Raw genomic sequence first — 16,454 nt, forward strand, 5'->3', positions numbered from 1 at the left:
GTGCCAGCTTGACGGCAGCGCCCCAGCCCCGATGCGCCTGCGCCTGCGCCGCTTTCCGCTCACCAAGGCCGTGCCGCTGGCGATCAGCCGCGGCAGCACCAGCGCCGTGGAGCACCTGCTGGTGGTGCTGGAGCACGACGGGATCACGGGCTGCGGCGAGACCGGCGGCTTCGACACTGGCCACCGCGCCTACGAGACCACCGCCATCGCGGCGGAGCTGGAGGCTCTCGCCCCGTGCCTGGTGCCCATGGCGCCCGAGCCCCTGCAGGCCCTTGAACCGCTGCTGGCGGGGCTCAGCCCGCCGGCGCGCTGCGGCCTGGATCTGGCGCTTCACGACTGGTGGGGCCAGCGGTTGGGCCAGCCGCTGCACCGGCTCTGGAGCCTGGATCCGGGAGCGTGTGTCGCCACCAGCGTCACCCTCGGGCTGGGGGAGCCCGCGGCGGTGCTGGCGCGGCTCGAGCGCTGGTGGCAGCAGCTGCCCGCCACCCGCATCAAGCTCAAGCTGGGCAGCCCCGATGGTCTCGCCCACGATCTGGCCCTGTTGGAGACCGTGGCGGCAGCCCTGGAGCAGCGGCGCCGGGCCACTGGCGTGGCGTGCGAGCTGCAGGTGGATGCCAACGGTGGCTGGACGCTCGATGCCGCCAGGGCGATGCTGGAGCCCCTGGCGCGGGCCGGCGTGGTGCTGCTGGAGCAGCCGCTGGCGCCCCAGGCCGATGCCGAGGCCGACACGGCCGGCTTTGCGGCGCTCCATCCGCTTTGCCCGCTGCCGCTGGTGGCGGATGAGAGCTGCTGGGACCTGGCCGACCTGCTGCGGCAGGCCCCCCACGTGGACGGCATCAACATCAAGCTGCTTAAGAGCGGCGGCCTGGCCGAAGCCCTACTGATGGCCCGTACGGCCCGGCGGCTGGGGTTGGGGGTGATGATGGGCTGCTATTCCGATGCCGCCCTGCTCAACGGCGCCGCCGCCCAACTGCTGCCGCTGGTGAATTGGCCCGACCTTGACAGCCACCTGAACCTGGTGGACGACCCCTTCAGCGGCCTGCACCTGGACGCCGATGTGCTGGTGCCCCCTTCGGGGGCCGGGCTGGGCATCAGCCTGAGGCAGGAGCCATGTTGAGCGCCTCCGCCCCGATCGTGCTGCTGCAGCACGGCGGCCTCGACGACCTCTCGGGCAAGACCGGCCTGGCCATGCTGCGCTACCGCTCCGGCCCGATCGTCGCCGTGATCGATCCGGCCTTCGCCGGCGCCGACCTGCGGGCCATCACCGGCATCCCCCGGGCCGTGCCGGTGGTGGCCGACATGGCCGCCGCCCTGGCCTACGGGCCCGCGGCGGCGGTGGTGGGCCTGGCCCCCTCCGGTGGGCGGCTGCCGGAGCTGATGCGCGCCGATGTGCTGGTGGGGCTCCAGGCGGGGCTCAACCTGGCCAGTGGTCTGCACAGCCGCCTGGGCGACGATCCCGAGCTGGCAGGGGCCTGCACCCGGCCCGGCCAGTGGATCTGGGACCTGCGCCAGGAGCCCCCAGCCCTGGCGGTGGCCACGGCGCGAGCGGCCGCCCTGCCCTGCCGGCGACTGCTGGCGGTGGGTTCCGACATGGCCGTCGGCAAGATGAGTGCCTGCCTGGAGCTGCAGGCGGAAGGCCTGCGCCGGGGGCTCGATGCCCGCTTTGTGGGCACGGGCCAGGCGGGGATCCTGATTGCCGGCACCGGGGTGGCCCTCGATGCGGTGCGGGTGGACTACGCCGCCGGGGCGGTGGAAGGGGCGGTGCTGCAGGCGGCCGCCGGGGCTGGGCCAGCAGCGCTGGTGCTTGTCGAGGGACAGGGTTCCCTCTGCCACCCGGGATCATCCGCCACCCTGCCGCTGCTGCGCGGCAGCCAGCCCACCGATCTGCTGCTGGTGCATCGTGCTGGCCAGAGCCAGGTGCGCACCAGGCCCGGGGCCGCCCCAGTGGCCATTCCCCCCCTCCCGGAGCTGATCGCCGCCGTGGAGGCGCTGGCGGCCCTGGGCCGGCCCGATGGCCTGCGGCCCCGGGTGCGGGCCGTGGCGCTCAACACCGCCCGGCTCGCCGGCGCTGAAGCAGACGCAGCCCTGGCGGCCACCGCCGCCGAGACGGGCCTGGCCTGCGTCGATCCGGTGCGGCAGGGCGCTGGCCAGCTGCTGGATGCTCTGCTGGCCGCTGGCTGAATAAAAAAACCGTCCCCACCTGGGTGGAAACGGCTGGGAAACAAGGGCGAGCGAGGGGATTCGAACCCCCGGATGGCGGCACCACAAGCCGCTGCCTTAACCGCTTGGCGACGCCCGCCTCAAACTACCCAAATGTACCAAGCCTCCCGGCCAGGGGGGTTTCCATTTCCTGGACCGATTTAGTGCCAACCTGGAAAGCCATTCAGCCACGCCTCGTTTGCCCGGCCGTCCGGACCTCCCCGCCCGTGCCCCCTGGCGCTCAGGCCTGCTGCTGCTGGCGCTGGCCGGCTCCGGCCTGGCACTCACCAACCCAGCCTCGGCCGACTTCGAGGCTTTTGCTACCGACCGGTTGGTCGATGAGATCAGCGATGAGCTCTGCGTCAAGGGCGGGCTGCCCGTGTTGTTGCGGATGGCGATACCCAACTGCCAGGAGCTGGTGGAGGCCCAGCGCCAGGCCTTGGCTGGCGTTGTGGCCAGCCACACCCGCCGCACCAACCTGGTGGTGGCGAGCCTCTACCGCAGTGAGGTGGGTGGCCAGACCGTGCTGGCTTGGCAGGTGCCGCGCTTCCGCTCCACCGTGCTGGCAGTGGCCGGCCAGTTTGTGCTGATCGCGGCCAGCAGCGACAACTCCCAGGAGGGGCCGTGAACCCTGCTGCTGGGCCCAGCTCGCTGCTGGTGCGCCTGCCCCGCGGCCTGCTGGATCCACGGCTGGCGGTGGGCTTTGGGGCCGATGCCGATGGTCTGGTGTGGCTAAGGCTCCGGGTAGCAGCTGGCCAGATCACGGCGATCGAACCCCTGCCGGCCGCGGCGCCCCCCACGGCCGCCGGGCTGCCGTTGGCGCTCACGCCCCTGGTGGAGCCCCATGCCCACCTCGATAAGGCCTTCAGCGCCGTCGCCTTTCCCAACCGCCAGGGCACCATGGCCGCGGCCATGGCGGCCAACCAGTGCGAACACGGCGAGCGCACGGCCGAGCAGGTGGCCGAGCGGGCCGAGCGGGCCCTGGATCGGGCCTGGCGCAATGGTCTGCGGGCCATCCGCAGCCACGTTGACAGCCTGGGGCCGGCGGCCCAGCCCAGCTGGGATGCCCTGCTGGAAGCCCGCCAGCGCTGGCTTGGCCGGGTGGAGCTGCAGCTGGTGGCGATGGCACCTGTGGAGCACTGGCTCAGCCCCGACGGCGTTCCCCTGGCCCGCAGGGTGGCGGACGGCCAGGGGCTGCTGGGTGGGGTGATCGGCCCCCCCTATGGCCAGGGGCTGGCCCGCCGCATCGCCGATCGGGAGGCGCTGCTGGCCCTGCTTGAGCTGGCCGAGCGCTGTGGCTGTGGCGTGGACCTCCACGTCGATGAATCCGACGCCTATCCCGGCGTCGGGGTTGATCTGGTGGCTGGGCTGGCCCTGGAGCAGCGCCGGGCCGTGGCGATCACCTGCAGCCACGCCAGCAGCATGGGCCTGCTCTCAGCGCGGGCCTGCGACCGGCTGGCCGACCGGCTGGCCGAGGCGGAGATCGCCGTTGTGGCCCTGCCGACGACTAATTTTTGGCTGCTGGGGCGCCGGCCGGAACGCACCCCCTGGCGCCGCCCGCTGGCGCCGATCCGCAGCCTGCAGCGGGCCGGGGTGCGGCTGGCCATCGGCGGCGACAACGTGCAGGATCCCTGGTATCCCGGCGGGGATTTTGATCCGATCGAGCTGCTGCGCCTAGCGGCGCCGCTGTGTCAGCTGATGCCCTGGCAGCGCCTTGGCCTGGCCCCCTTCAGCACCGCCGCCGCCGCGGTGCTCCAACTGGCCTGGGACGGGGTGGTGCGGGTGGGTGCCCCCGCCGACCTGGTGCTGTTGGGGGCAGGCTCCTGGGGCGAGTTGCTGGCCCGGCCGCCCCAGCGGCGGGTGCTGCGCGGCGGCCAGTGGCTGCCCCCTCCCGAGCAGGAGCTGCCCTCCCCTCTCCTATTCACCCCCGCCCCCGTCTCCCATGGCTGAGTTACAGCCCGACTATTCCGGCTTTTTTAGATATCCAGAGGCCCGGATCGCAGCCCTGGCGGCGGAGCTGGGCCGGCTGGATCCGTCCATGCCGCTGCTGGGTGCGGAGGCACCGGCCGAATTGGAGCGCCTCTCGCGCGACTACTCCGACTACTCACCTGTGCTGGTGGAGCGGTTGCGGGGCTGCCGGGCCCAGCTGGTGGCATCGGCCTCCAGCCTTGAGCAGGTGCGGCTGGTGGCGGGGGCCTGTGCCCGCCACGGCATTGCTCTGACGGTGCGAGGGGCCGGCACCGGCAATTACGGCCAGTGCGTGCCGCTGCAGGGGGGGCTGGTGCTCGATCTGTGCGGCCTTGACCGGCTGCGCCACGTCGATGCCGCCACGGGGGTGATCGAGGTGGAGGCCGGCAGCTTGATGGGTGGCCTCAACCAGCAGCTCGAGCCCCTGGGCCGGGCCCTGCGCCTGGTGCCCAGTACCGCCCGCAGCGCCACCATCGGCGGCTTCATCGCCGGCGGCTCCGGGGGTATTGGTTCACTGCGCTGGGGCTTTCTGCGCGATCCGGGCAACCTGCTGGGCCTGGAGGTGGTGACCGTCGAACCCGAGCCCCGGCTGCTGCGGCTCGATGCGGCTGCCAGCACCCCGCTCAACCATGCCTATGGCACCAACGGCATCCTCACCGCCCTGCGCCTGCCCACCACCGAGTTGGTGGCGTGGCAGCAGCTGGTGGTGGGTTTTGACAGCTGGGATAGGGCCCTGGCGGCAGCCCAGGCCCTGCTGGGCACCGCCTTCCAGCTCCAGGCCCTGACCCTGCTGGCAGCGCCGATCGCCCAGCAGCTGCCCTGGCCGGGGGGCTGCCCAGCGCCCCTGGCGGCGGAACAGCGCCTGTTGCTGCTGGCCGCACCGGATGCCCTCGAGGTGCTGCCGGCCTGGCTGGCGGCCTTGGGCGGCCAGATCCACTGGCAGGCGCCCCAGGGCGGCAGCCGGGGCCTGCCGCTGCGCGAACTCAGCTGGAACCACACCACCCTGCACTGGCGCGCCCGCAATCCGGATTGGACCTACCTGCAGATGCTGCTGCCCCAGCCGGAGGCCCCCTGCCTGGACCTGCTGAGGGAGCGGTGGGGCGATGACCTGCTCTGGCACCTGGAGGCCGTCAGGCAGCAGGGGGGCGCGCGTCTGGCCGCCCTGCCGCTGCTGCGCTGGCGGGGCGAGGAGGCCCTGGAGCGGTTGATGGCTGACTGCCGCCAAGCGGGCGCCGTGATCTTCAACCCCCACGTGATCAGCGTCGAGGATGGGGGCCTGGGGGTGGTGGATGCCGACCAGGTGGCGGCCAAGGCCGCCCATGACCCGGCCGGTTTGCTCAACCCCGGCAAGCTGGGCGGCTGGCTCAGCAGCCCAGGCTGAGCCGGGTGTCAACGCCGGTGCCCGGGTGGGTGCCCTCGGCGTCGCGGCAGAGGGAGCGCTGGTCGAGACGGTCGATCAGGGCGTCACTGAAGTCGGCATTGGTGACGGTGGCGCCATAGAAGCTGCTGCCCGAGGCAATCGCCCCAGTCAGATTGGCCCCGGTCAGATCAACGCCGGAGAAGTCCACCTTGTCCATCAGGGTGCCGCTCAGATCGGCGCCGGCAAAATTGGCCTCCGGGAAGGCCGCCTGGGTGAGGATCGCGCCGTGCAGGTCGGCGCCGCTGAAATTGGCCTGCCGTCCGGTGGCGCCGGCGAAGGAGGTGTTGGCCAGGTTCTGGCCGCTGAAATCCTGGCCGTTCTGGTTTGTCAGGGTGTAGTCAACCCCGCTGAACTCGGCGGCCGCCGGCATCGCTGGCACCAGGGCCAGGGCCATAGCCAGGACCAGATTCAAAGCCAGAGCCAGATTCAAGGCAAGCACCGGGGCCAGCGCATTGCGCAGGATTTTGCCCAGGGGATGGGCCATGGCGAGGGGGGTCGGGCCTTTCACTCTGGACCTTTCCTGTCCAGGAGTGGACCATCCAGGAGTGGACCATCCAGGAGTGGGCCATCCAGGAGAGCACCTCTGAGAAGCTCCCCGACCAGATAGAGGGAGCCGGCCACGATCAATGGTGCCGTGCTGGCTCCGTGCTGCCCTAGGGCTGTAGCCAGATCTGGGGCGGTATTGAGCTGGGGGGCGAGCTGGGGGCAGGCGGTCGCCAGGGCTGGCTGGCTCCAGCTGGGGTGGCCCGGCACCGGCACAATCGTGGCCCGATCGCCCGGGGCCAGCAGAGCCGTGACGATCTCTGGCCCCTGCTTGTTGGCCAGGATGCCCAGCACCCAGGCGCGGGGACCTGGCTTCAGGCCATGGCGGGCTGGCTCGGTGTCGAGTTCGGCCCGCAGGGCGATGGCGGCGGGCAGGTTGTGGGCCCCATCGAGCAGCAGGGGGCAACCGCGCCAACGCACCTGCTGCAGCCTGCCGGGCCAGCGGGCGCCGGCGAAGCCGCGGCGGATACCTGCCGCGTCGATCGGCCAGCCCCGCTCCGCCAGGGCCCTAAGCATCCCCAGGGCTACGGCGCCGTTGCTCGCCTGCACGGCTCCCGGCAACCCCAGGTGCCAGGCGTTCAGATCCAAGGGCTCCACCCAGTGCAGCTCGGCCCCCACCGCCCCGGCCTGGGCGGTGAGAACCGCCGCCACAGCAGGGTCCTGGGGGGCGCTGAAGGCGCTGACTCCTGGCTGGAGCACGCCAGCCTTCTCGGCGGCAATCGTGGCTGAATCCGGCCCCAGAATCTCGGTGTGGTCGAGACCGATCGAGGCAAAGCCGATCACGCTGCGGTCGGGATGGCAGGTGGTGGCATCGAGCCGGCCCCCCAGACCCACCTCCAGCACCACCAGCTCCAGTTCCGCTGCGGCGAAGGCCAGGAAGGCGGCCGCAGTAACCAGTTCAAACGGCGTCAGCAGGTGGCGGCGGGCGGCCGGCGTGGCCCTCTCCAGCTGGTGGCGCAGGTTGGCGACGCTGATCGGCCCGGCCCCGATCAGGATCCGCTCGCTCCAGCACACCAGGTGGGGCGAGGTGTAGAGGCCGGCGCGCAGGCCAGAGGCCAGCAGGGCCCGGTGCACCAGGGTGCAGATCGAACCCTTGCCATTGGTTCCCGCCACCTGCACGGCGGCGAAGCGGCGCTCGGGATGGCCCAGCTCGGCCAGGGCAGCCCCTAGCCTCCCCAGGCCCAGATCAACGCCGCGGCGGCTGAAGGGTTCGATCAGGTCGGCAAAGGGATCGCCACTGGCGGGCGGTTCAGGCAAGGCTCACCAGGGCGCGCTCGAGGCGGTCGACGGCCAGGCGCAGGTGGCGGGGCTGGATCACCAGCGGCGGCACGAAGCGCACCACCCGGGGGCCGGCGGGCACCAGCAACAGGCCCTGCTCGATCGCAGCTGTGACGATCGCGGGGGCGTTGGGGGCCTCCTCGCGCAGCACCAGCCCCTGCAGCAGGCCCCAGCCCCGGACCCCCTCCAGCAGGGTGGGGTGACGACTGACCAGGGCGGCCAGCAGCTCCTGCAGCAGCGCCCCCATCCGCTGGACGTGGTTGAGCAGGTCGCGGCGCTCCAGTTCGGCCAACACCGTCAGGCCGGCCCGGCAGGCGAAGGGATTGCCGCCGAAGGTGCTGGCGTGGTCGCCGGGGCAGAAGTGGTCCACCTTGGCCTTGACCGCCAGGGCCCCGATCGGGATGCCGCCGCCCAGCCCCTTGGCCAGGGTGATCGCATCGGGCTCCACCCCCAGCTGCTGGTAGCCCCAGAGCTGGCCGCTGCGGCCGATGCCGATCTGCACCTCGTCGAAGATCAGCAGGATCTTGTGGGCGTCGCAGAGTTCGCGCACCCGCTGGAAAAAGCTGCGGTTGCCGGGATGGACCCCGCCCTCGCCCTGGATCGGCTCCAGCAGCACTGCCGCCACCCGCGGCCTCCCGGCCTGGCAGCTGGCCAGAAGGGCTTCGAAGGCGGCGGTGTCGTTGTAGGGGAAGTAGCGGAAACCCTGCACCATCGGCTCAAAGCCCTGGTGGTATTTCGGCTGGCCCGTGGCGGTGACGGCGGCCAGGGTGCGGCCGTGGAAGCTGGCCTGGGCGGTGAGGATCAGGGGGCCTTGGTCATCGCCGCGGCCGCCGCTGGTCCCCCGCAGGTTGGCGTGCTTGCGGGCCAGCTTGATGGCTGCCTCATTGGCCTCGGCGCCGGAGTTGCAGAAAAAGACCCTATCCAGGCAGCTGCGGGCCCGGATTAGCTCGGCCAGCTCTTCCTGCTCCGGAATCCGATAGAGGTTTGAAACGTGCTGAAGCTTGCCCAGTTGCCGGCCGAGGGCCCGTTTCATCCGCCCGTCGCTGTGGCCCAGGGTGCACACGGCGATGCCAGCTACGCAGTCGAGGTAGCGCTTTCCCTTGCTGTCCCAGACCCACACCCCCCGCCCCCGGGTGAGGCTGATCGGGAAGCGGGCATAGGTTCCCATCACTGCTGATGTGGACACCGGCGAGATGGGAGCGGTGGGACTCGAACCCACAAACCCGAAGGCGCTCGATTTTGAGTCGAGTCCGTCTACCAATTCCGGCACGCTCCCGCGATACAGAGCTTAGGCGGCGATGCCCGCGCCGCTGCCATGGCCACTGACCCGCTGGATGCGGGCGCCGGCGGCGTTGAGCTTGCCCTCCAGGTTGGCGTAGCCGCGATCGAGGAATTCCAGCCCCCGCACGGTGGTGATGCCCTCGGCGCCGAGACCGGCCAGCACCATGGCGGCCGAGGCCCGCAGATCGGTGCCCCGCACCGGCGCGCCGCTGAGGCGGGCAACCCCCTCGACGAAGGCGGTGTTGCCCTGCATGCGGATATCGGCTCCCATGCGCTGCAGTTCTGCGACGTGTTGCAGCCGGTTTTCAAAGATATTTTCCGTGATCACGCTGGTGCCCCTAGCCGTGGCCAGCAGGCTCATGAAAGGGGCCTGCAGATCGGTGGGGAAGCCGGGGAACGGCTGGGTGCGCAGGTCAACGGCATTGATCTGGTCGGCCTTGATCGTGAGGCCGATGCCGTCGTGCTCGATGCTGCAGCCGGCCTCCTCGAGTTTGGTGATCACGGCACCGAGATGTTCGGGAATCACCGGCGACACCCGCAGCTGGGAGCGGGTGATGGCCGCAGCCAGCAGAAAGGTGCCGGCTTCAATGCGGTCGGGGATGACCGCGTAGTCGGCGCCGTGGAGACGCTCCACGCCGACGATCGTGATCGTGGGGGTGCCCGCGCCGCGGATCCTGGCGCCCATGGCGATCAGCAGGCCGGCCAGATCCAGTACCTCGGGCTCGAGGGCAGCGTTGTCGATCACAGTCTCGCCATCGGCGAGGGCGGCAGCCATCATCAGGGTCTCGGTTGCCCCCACGCTGGGGCAGTCCATGTGGATGCGGCCGCCGGTGAGCCGATGGCCCCGGCCGGGGACGACTGCTGTGACGATCCCATGCTCAATGGTCACCTGGGCTCCCAGGGCCTTTAGCCCCTTGACGTGTTCCACCACGGGCCGGGTGCCGATCTGGCAGCCGCCCGGCAGGGGCACCTTGGCCATGCCCATCCGGGCGAGCAGCGGACCGATGCAGAAGAAGCTGGCCCGCAGGCTGTTCACCAGCTCGTAGGGGGCCGTGGAATTATTGACCGTTTCGCCGCTGAGTTCCAGGCAGTCACCCTGGCGCCGCACCCGGCCACCGAGGCTGGTAAGCATCTCGGCCATGGCCGAGATGTCGGTGAGGGGCGGCACGTTGCGCAGTCGAACCGGATCGCGGGTGAGCAGGCAGGTGGCCATCAGGACCAACGCCGAATTCTTGGCCCCGCTCACGTGGAGCTCGCCGCTGAGGCTGCGGCCACCACTGATCTCCAGCTGGGGGTTAAGAATGATTTGGGGAATCGAGCGGGGCTGAACAGCGTTCAAGCTCATGGAAGGGCTGTCCACCTACTGCTGGGGCATATTGACAACAAAAGTTGGGTCCGTCTAGGCGGACGCTGGCGGAACTGGCTTGATCTCAAGGCATTGGGCTTGATCTCAAGAGCCCCCCTGGCCATTGATCTTGAGCTGACCTTGTGCTGACGGGTCTCCCCTGATGTCCTATCTTTTCTGAGTCGTTCCGGCGACGGCCACGCGGATGTGGCGGAATTGGTAGACGCGCTAGTTTCAGGTACTAGTGGCAGCAATGTCGTGGGAGTTCAAGTCTCCCCATCCGCATTTTTTTATGATCGTCCTCAAGATTTCGAATGCCTCCGAGTTGATGGCCTCGAAGGTGGGCAAGTTTCTGGAGAGCCTCACCCCCGAAAGCCTCGACCAGACAACCATCGAGGACGTGGTTCTTAAAAAGCTCGTCCAGAACCTTCAGGCCGAGGGTCTCAAGGGCGAAGTGGCCGCGGTGCGGGGCCTCGACCTGGCAGGCAAGGAGCTGGTGCTCCAGAACCAGATGCACGTGCGCAGGCACCAGACCTTCTGAGCTGGTGACCAGCGCCAGGCTGAACAGCGCAGAACCGATCACCAGCCGGCGCAATCCTTTGGTAAAGAGGCTGCGGCTGCTCCACCACGCCAGGGGTCGGATCCAGGAGGGTCTGCTGCTTTTGGAGGGAACCCACCTGCTCGAGGAGGTGCTTCGGCTGGGGCTGCAGCCGCTCGAGTTGCTGGCAACGCCGCCCTGGTGGGCCCGCCAGAGCAGGTTGGCTGCCGCCCTGCCGGAGGCCTGCATTTGCCACTTGGTCAGTGAAGAGGTGTTGGCGGCCATTGCCACAACCCGCCATCCCGATGGGGTGGTGCTGACCCTTCCGCCCCCGCCGGAGGCCAGCTCCGGCCCCTGGCCGTCTCTGGTTCTGGCCCTAGATGGCCTGCAGGATCCCGGCAATCTCGGCACCTTGATGCGCACCGCCCTGGCCAGCGGCGTTGAGGCCCTGTGGCTGGCTGATGGGGCCGATCCCCTCCAACCCAAGGTGTTGCGCGCTTCGGCGGGGGCGGCCCTGGCCCTGCCGCTGCGGCGCGAGCCCCGGGCAGCCCTGGGGGAGCGGCTGGCGGCGGCGCGGGCCGCGGGGCTGCAGCTGGTGGTGGCGGTTCGCCCCGGGGCTGGACCGCCCGAGCCGCTGCCCTACTGGCAGCTCGACTGGCGGCTGCCCACCATGCTGCTGCTCGGCAATGAGGGGGCCGGCGTGTCCGCGGACCTGGAGGCCCTGGCCAGTCAGCGGGTCACCATTCCCCACAGCGGGGCGGTGGAATCCCTGAATGTGGCGGTGGCGGCGGCCCCCCTGCTGCTCGAACGTCTGCGGCAGCAGGCCGGAGCCTGAAGGGGGAGAATGCCCCCTACAACCGCAGTGCTGCCCGGTGAGCAACGCCCCCTCCCCCGGATCAGGTTTCGATTACGACGTGATCGTGATCGGGGCCGGTTACGGCGGCTTCGATGCGGCCAAGCACGCCGCTGACCATGGTCTACGGGTCGCCATCGTCGAATCCCGTGACCTTGGCGGCACCTGCGTTAACCGGGGCTGTGTGCCCTCCAAGGCCCTGCTGGCTGCCAGCGGCCGGGTGCGGGAGCTGGCCGATGCCAAGCACCTGGCCGGCTTCGGCATCTATGCCGCACCGGTGCGCTTCGAGCGCCAGAAGATCGCCGACCACGCCAACCAGCTGGTGGCGACGATCCGCACCAACCTCACCAAGACCCTCGAGCGGGCCGGAGTGTCAATTCTGTTGGGCAAGGGGCGCCTGGCCGCTCACCAGCGGGTGACGGTGCGGGAGAGCGGCAGCGGCGTGGAGCGCACCTATGCCGCCCGAGACGTGATCATCGCCACCGGCTCCGAGCCTTTTGTGCCCCGTGGCATCGAGACCGACGGCCGCACCGTCTTTACCAGCGACGAGGCGGTGAGCCTGGAGTGGCTGCCCCGCTGGCTGGCGATCATCGGCAGCGGCTACATCGGCCTGGAATTTGCCGATGTGTACACGGCCCTGGGCTGCGAGGTCACGATGGTCGAGGCCCTGGATCGGGTGATGCCCACCTTCGATCCCGACATCGCCAAGCTGGCCGCCCGCAAGTTGATCGACGGCCGCGACATCGACGCCCGCGCCGGCCTGCTGGCCCGCAAGGTGACGCCCGGCTGCCCGGTGACGATCGAGCTGGCCGACATGGGCAGCAAGGAGCTGGTGGAGACCCTGGAGGTGGATGCGGTGCTGGTGGCCACCGGCCGGGTGCCGACCAGCGCTGAGCTGAACCTGGCGGCGCTGGGGGTCGAGACCGAGCGCGGCTTCATCCCGGTTGACGACCACATGCGGGTGCTGGTGGGCGGCGAACCCTTGCCCCACCTCTGGGCCGTGGGCGATGTGACCGGCAAGATGATGCTGGCCCACACCGCAGCCGCCCAGGGCACCGTGGCGATCGACAACATCCTCGGCCACGCCCGAGCGATCGATTACCGCTCAATTCCGGCGGCCACCTTCACCCACCCGGAGATCAGCTCGGTGGGCCTGAGCGAGGTCGATGCCAAGGCCCTGGCGGCCAAGGAGGGTTTTGAGCTGGGAACTGTGCGCAGCTATTTCAAGGCCAATTCCAAGGCCCTGGCCGAGCTGGAGAGCGACGGCCTGATGAAGCTGCTGTTCAGCAAGAGCAGCGGCGAGGTGCTCGGTGCCCACATCTACGGCCTACATGCGGCCGACCTGATCCAGGAGATTGCCAACGCCGTGGCCCGCCGCCAGAGCGTGGTGCAACTGGCCACTGAGGTGCACACCCATCCCACCCTCAGCGAGGTGGTGGAGGCGGGCTACAAGCAGGCGGCGGCCACCATTGCCCCTGCCCTGGTGGGGGTCTGAGATGGAGTTCCGTCGCCGCCCCCCCAACCCCAAGGTCAAGGTGCTCCATCTGGAGTACGCCATCCGCCACAAGGAGAGCGAACCGCGCCACATCCTCGAGAAAATCGTCTGGGAGAAGGACCGTGAAGTGGCCGCGGCCAGGGAGCGGGTGCCCCTGGAGAAACTCAAGCAGCAGGTGGCCGATCTGCCCGCGCCCCGGGATTTTTCAGCGGCCCTGCGGGCGGCCTGTCGCAAGCCGGCGGTGATCGCCGAGATCAAGAAGGCCAGCCCCAGCAAGGGGGTGATCCGCGAGGATTTTGACCCCGAGGCCATCGCCCGGGCCTATGCGGCCGGTGGGGCCAGCTGCCTGTCGGTGCTCACCGATAGGCAGTTTTTCCAGGGCGGCTTTGAGGTGCTGGTGCAGGTGCGCCAGGTGGTCGACCTGCCCCTGCTCTGCAAGGATTTCATCCTCAGCCCCTACCAGCTATTTCAGGCCCGGGCCGCCGGTGCCGATGCGGCCCTGCTGATCGCGGCGATCTTGAGCGATCAGGACATGGCCTACCTGCTCAAGGTGGCCAGGGCCCTCGGCCTCACCCTCCTGGTGGAGGTGCATGACGCCACAGAGATGGAGCGGGTGCTGGCCCTTGAGGGCGTGCAGCTGATCGGCATCAACAACCGCAACCTGGCCACATTTGAAACCGATCTGGCCACCACCGAGCAGCTCACTGCCAGCTATGGCGAGCAGATCCGAGCCAAGGGCTGCCTACTGGTGAGCGAATCGGGGCTGACCAGCCGCGCCGACCTCGACCGGGTGCAGAGCGCTGGCGCCGATGCGGTACTGGTGGGCGAAGCGCTGATGCGCCAGGCGGATGTGACGGCGGCCCTGGAAACCCTGATCGGAGTTTGACGGGGATGGCACCGCCAGCCCACGAGCAGCGGCCCCGATACGACCTGGTGGTGGTGGGGGCCGGGCCGGCCGGCGCCACGGCGGCGGCGGTGGCGGCCAGAGGTGGGCTGCGGGTGGCCCTGCTGGAGAAGCAGCCCTTGCCCCGCCACAAGCCCTGTGGCGGCGGCATGCCGGTGCCGGTGCAGCGGGAGCTGCTCGACCTGGCCCCCGAGGCGCTGGTGGATACGCGGGTGCGCTACATGCGCCACAGCTGGTGTTTCGGCCGGGCGGTGGAGGCGCCGATTGATCCGCCCGGCACGCCGCCGGAGCAATCGCGCGGGCTGCTGATGGTGCAGCGGCCGCGCTTCGACCATGCCCTGGTGTGCCAGGCCCAGGCCGCCGGCGTTGAGCTGCTGGAGGGCCATGCCTTTGCGGGCCTCGAGCGCGTTGCTGGCGGCGTGACTCTGCAGGTGCGGCGGCGGGCCGTGGCGGGCCAGGAAGCCGCGGCGGGCTCGCTGCTGGCCGATGCCGTGATCGGTGCCGATGGGGCCGCCGGAGGGGTGGCCGCCGCCGTGGGGCTGCGCCGCTCAGCGCGGATCGCCCTGGCCCTCGAGCTGGAGGTGCCGCACCGCTGGGATCCGGCCGATCCGCTGCTGCGCCCGGATCTGCTGCATCTGGAATACGGCGCCCTGCGCCGCGGCTACGCCTGGGTGTTCCCGAAGGCCGACCACCTCAACATCGGCGCTGGCCTCTTCTACGGCCGCCAGCGGGACCTGCGCCGCGACCCCCGCGCCCGTTCCCGCATCATGGCGGCGATAGGGGCATATGCCGCCGCCCTGGGGGTGGACCCCGCTCGCCTGCGCGGCCTGCGGGGCCACGGCCATCCCCTGCCCATCTGGGACGGGCCGGAACCGCTGCACAGCGCCGATGGCCGGGTGCTGCTGGTGGGCGATGCGGCCGGCCTGATCAATCCCCTCTTCGGCGACGGCCTGTTCCATGCCATCCGCAGCGGCCGGCTGGCGGCCGAGGCGCTACTGGCAGGCCAGCCCTGCAGCCACACCGCCCGGGTGCATGGCCTGCTCGCCGATGATTTTGAGGCGGCGCGGCGATTGGGGCGGCTCTTTTACGGCCTGAGCGGCCTCACCTACCGCTACGGCATCGCCCAGCCGCGGGCTACGCCATTGGCGGTGCGGCTTCTGGGGGGCGAGCTGAACTTCCGGGGCCTGGGCCGCCGCTCGCTGCGGCGCATCGCTAGCGGGCTGTTGGGGGAGGTGGTGGGGATCGGCTGGCGCCAACAAAAAGCCCCGGACGGTTGAACGCAACCAGCCGGGGAAAGGGGTTTGAACTGACCTGGGCCGCTGGGATCAAACCTTGCGGCTATAGAACTCCACCACCAGAAGTTCGTTTATTTCGAGGGCGACCCACTCGCGCTCGCACTTGCTGATCACCTTGGCTGTGAGCTTGTTCTTGTCGAGCTCAAGGTGGGGTGGGATGTTGGCCAGGCCGGGGAATTCCAGGTTGCTCTCAGCCAGCTTCTTGCTCTGTTTGCGCTCGCGGATGACGATCACGTCGCCGGCCTTGCACTGGTAGCTGGGGATGTCCACAACACGATTGTTGACGGTCACGTGGCCATGGTTCACCAGCTGGCGGGCACCGGGCACGGTGGGGCCAAACCCCAGGCGGAAGCACACATTGTCGAGGCGGCTCTCGAGCAGCTTCAGCAGGTTGGTTCCGGTGGAACCCTCCTGGGCGCGCGCCTTCTTGACGTAGCGCACGAGCTGGCGCTCGGAGATGCCGTAGTTGAAGCGAAGCTTTTGCTTCTCTTCGAGGCGGATGGCGTATTCGGAGCGCTTGCGACGGGCTTGGCCGTGCTGACCGGGGGGATAAGACCGCTTGGCGGACTTACGGGTGAGACCGGGAAGGTCTCCCAAGCGCCGCGTGATCCTCAGACGAGGGCCGCGGTAGCGAGACATGAAGAGGTATTCAAAGGACGAGGGAAGCGACAGGCCCCCATGGCGCCGTGGCTTCGAGCATGCTGGGGGAACCCGCCTGCTCGCACCTTGATGCGCCAACGATCGATCCTATCGGTTGGGCCGCGCGACCTTGAGCTGCAGCCCGAGCCGACGCTGGCGTCGCTCGCAGCCGCTGGGCCCGGGGGGCTGGCGGGGCTGGTGGCGGCTCTGTTGCTTGGCTTGATTGGCTTCTACCGCCGCTGGCTCTCGCCCCTGCTGGGCCCCCGCTGCCGCTTCATCCCCAGCTGCAGCGCCTATGGCCTCGAGGCGATCAGTCGCCATGGCCCCTGGCGCGGCAGCTGGCTCACCCTGGGGCGGCTACTGCGCTGCCATCCGTTCACCCCCTGCGGCTGTGATCCCGTACCCGATTAGATGAATTCGCTGATTCTGATAACCCGCAAGGGCTGCTGCCTGTGTGAGGGCCTTGGCCAGAAGCTGGCCGCCCTGGCCCCTGCGCCGGCAGTGGTGGTGATCGATGTGGACACTGACCCGGCCCTGCAGCATCGCTACGGGCTGGAGGTGCCCGTGTTGCTGCTGCGCTCATCGGCTGGGGATCGGGAGTTGCCTCGGGTGCCGCCGCGGCTGACCGGGGCCGGCTTGCAGGTTTGGTTGCAGAAGCAGGGTTTTTTCGGCCAGGAGGCTTAGAAAGTCCCCATT

The 16,454-nt window shown here is 69.8% G+C and carries 17 protein-coding genes and 3 tRNA genes; 13 read left to right on the forward strand and 7 right to left on the reverse strand.

The features are described from left to right. Positions 1–31: 31 nt before the first annotated feature. Together H8F27_RS12040 and H8F27_RS12045 are read left to right on the forward strand one after the other, a co-directional pair. Positions 32–1,117 (forward strand): enolase C-terminal domain-like protein, encoded by a 1,086-nt coding sequence (locus tag H8F27_RS12040; protein WP_197148289.1) that lies wholly within the window; start codon positions 32–34, stop codon positions 1,115–1,117. After that, on the forward strand, positions 1,111–2,181 hold the full coding sequence (locus H8F27_RS12045) for a DUF1611 domain-containing protein (RefSeq protein ID WP_197148290.1): 1,071 nt from the start codon (positions 1,111–1,113) through the stop codon (positions 2,179–2,181). Before H8F27_RS12040 ends, H8F27_RS12045 begins: the two co-directional genes overlap by 7 nt. A 45-nt stretch (positions 2,182–2,226) precedes the next feature. On the opposite strand, the gene H8F27_RS12050 is transcribed toward H8F27_RS12045, so the two are convergent. Further along, a tRNA-His gene (locus H8F27_RS12050) sits at positions 2,227–2,299 on the reverse strand. A gap of 99 nt (positions 2,300–2,398) precedes the next feature. Here H8F27_RS12050 and H8F27_RS12055 point away from each other — a divergent pair. The 3 genes from H8F27_RS12055 to H8F27_RS12065 are packed head-to-tail and all read left to right on the forward strand — an operon-like array spanning position 2,399 to position 5,548. Beyond that, positions 2,399–2,827, forward strand: coding sequence for a DUF4359 domain-containing protein (locus tag H8F27_RS12055; RefSeq protein WP_197148291.1), 429 nt, complete (start codon positions 2,399–2,401; stop codon positions 2,825–2,827). Beyond that, positions 2,824–4,149 carry an amidohydrolase family protein gene (locus H8F27_RS12060; protein WP_197148292.1) on the forward strand — a complete coding sequence of 442 codons (1,326 nt, stop codon included), beginning with the start codon at positions 2,824–2,826 and terminating at the stop codon, positions 4,147–4,149. Before H8F27_RS12055 ends, H8F27_RS12060 begins: the two co-directional genes overlap by 4 nt. After that, a complete protein-coding gene (locus tag H8F27_RS12065; RefSeq protein ID WP_197148293.1) occupies positions 4,142–5,548 on the forward strand; it encodes an FAD-binding oxidoreductase in 1,407 nt (468 codons plus the stop codon). The genes H8F27_RS12060 and H8F27_RS12065 overlap by 8 nt, the downstream gene beginning before the upstream one ends. Here H8F27_RS12065 and H8F27_RS12070 read toward each other — a convergent pair. The 5 genes from H8F27_RS12070 to murA all read right to left on the reverse strand — a co-directional run bounded on the left by H8F27_RS12070 (position 5,532) and on the right by murA (position 10,034). Continuing rightward, positions 5,532–5,981: a pentapeptide repeat-containing protein gene (locus H8F27_RS12070; protein WP_370594513.1), complete on the reverse strand. Its 450-nt coding sequence runs from the start codon at positions 5,979–5,981 to the stop codon at positions 5,532–5,534. The two genes, H8F27_RS12065 and H8F27_RS12070, sit on opposite strands and share 17 nt — an antisense overlap. Positions 5,982–6,091: 110 nt before the next feature. After that, a complete protein-coding gene (locus H8F27_RS12075; protein WP_197148294.1) occupies positions 6,092–7,387 on the reverse strand; it encodes a folylpolyglutamate synthase/dihydrofolate synthase family protein in 1,296 nt (431 codons plus the stop codon). Then, positions 7,380–8,627, reverse strand: coding sequence for an aspartate aminotransferase family protein (locus tag H8F27_RS12080; RefSeq protein ID WP_370594412.1), 1,248 nt, complete (start codon positions 8,625–8,627; stop codon positions 7,380–7,382). Before H8F27_RS12080 ends, H8F27_RS12075 begins: the two co-directional genes overlap by 8 nt. Beyond that, a tRNA-Leu gene (locus tag H8F27_RS12085) sits at positions 8,603–8,684 on the reverse strand. Before H8F27_RS12085 ends, H8F27_RS12080 begins: the two co-directional genes overlap by 25 nt. A gap of 12 nt (positions 8,685–8,696) precedes the next feature. Beyond that, positions 8,697–10,034, reverse strand: coding sequence for a UDP-N-acetylglucosamine 1-carboxyvinyltransferase (gene murA / locus H8F27_RS12090; RefSeq protein WP_197148296.1), 1,338 nt, complete (start codon positions 10,032–10,034; stop codon positions 8,697–8,699). Between the two features lie 201 nt (positions 10,035–10,235). Here murA and H8F27_RS12095 point away from each other — a divergent pair. The 6 genes from H8F27_RS12095 to H8F27_RS12120 all read left to right on the forward strand — a co-directional run bounded on the left by H8F27_RS12095 (position 10,236) and on the right by H8F27_RS12120 (position 15,101). Continuing rightward, positions 10,236–10,319, forward strand: a tRNA-Leu gene (locus H8F27_RS12095). A 7-nt stretch (positions 10,320–10,326) separates the two neighbouring features. Next, positions 10,327–10,575 carry a hypothetical protein gene (locus H8F27_RS12100; protein ID WP_197148297.1) on the forward strand — a complete coding sequence of 83 codons (249 nt, stop codon included), beginning with the start codon at positions 10,327–10,329 and terminating at the stop codon, positions 10,573–10,575. 4 nt (positions 10,576–10,579) lie between these two features. Beyond that, on the forward strand, positions 10,580–11,407 hold the full coding sequence (locus H8F27_RS12105; RefSeq protein WP_231596242.1) for an RNA methyltransferase: 828 nt from the start codon (positions 10,580–10,582) through the stop codon (positions 11,405–11,407). 37 nt (positions 11,408–11,444) lie between these two features. Beyond that, on the forward strand, positions 11,445–12,920 hold the full coding sequence (locus H8F27_RS12110; protein ID WP_197148298.1) for a dihydrolipoyl dehydrogenase: 1,476 nt from the start codon (positions 11,445–11,447) through the stop codon (positions 12,918–12,920). 1 nt (position 12,921) lies between these two features. Then, entirely contained in the window at positions 12,922–13,806 is an 885-nt protein-coding gene (gene trpC / locus H8F27_RS12115; RefSeq protein WP_197148299.1) for an indole-3-glycerol phosphate synthase TrpC, read from the forward strand. Positions 13,807–13,811: 5 nt separating this feature from the next. Then, positions 13,812–15,101, forward strand: a complete 1,290-nt coding sequence (locus H8F27_RS12120; RefSeq protein ID WP_197148300.1) for a geranylgeranyl reductase family protein — start codon at positions 13,812–13,814, stop codon at positions 15,099–15,101. A 48-nt stretch (positions 15,102–15,149) separates the two neighbouring features. On the opposite strand, the gene rpsD is transcribed toward H8F27_RS12120, so the two are convergent. After that, positions 15,150–15,758 carry a 30S ribosomal protein S4 gene (gene rpsD, locus H8F27_RS12125; RefSeq protein WP_197148301.1) on the reverse strand — a complete coding sequence of 203 codons (609 nt, stop codon included), beginning with the start codon at positions 15,756–15,758 and terminating at the stop codon, positions 15,150–15,152. A 90-nt stretch (positions 15,759–15,848) separates the two neighbouring features. Between rpsD and yidD the strand changes: the two genes are divergently transcribed. Both yidD and H8F27_RS12135 read left to right on the forward strand, forming a co-directional pair. After that, the gene (gene yidD / locus H8F27_RS12130) at positions 15,849–16,169 is read left to right on the forward strand and encodes a membrane protein insertion efficiency factor YidD (RefSeq protein WP_231596243.1); all 321 of its coding nucleotides are present in this window, start codon (positions 15,849–15,851) and stop codon (positions 16,167–16,169) included. Continuing rightward, positions 16,170–16,442, forward strand: a complete 273-nt coding sequence (locus H8F27_RS12135) for a glutaredoxin family protein (protein ID WP_197148302.1) — start codon at positions 16,170–16,172, stop codon at positions 16,440–16,442. The last annotated feature ends 12 nt before the right edge of the window (positions 16,443–16,454 follow it).

Origin of the sequence: Synechococcus sp. CBW1108 (assembly GCF_015840335.1) — a bacterium.
Lineage (GTDB): Bacteria > Cyanobacteriota > Cyanobacteriia > PCC-6307 > Cyanobiaceae > Cyanobium_A.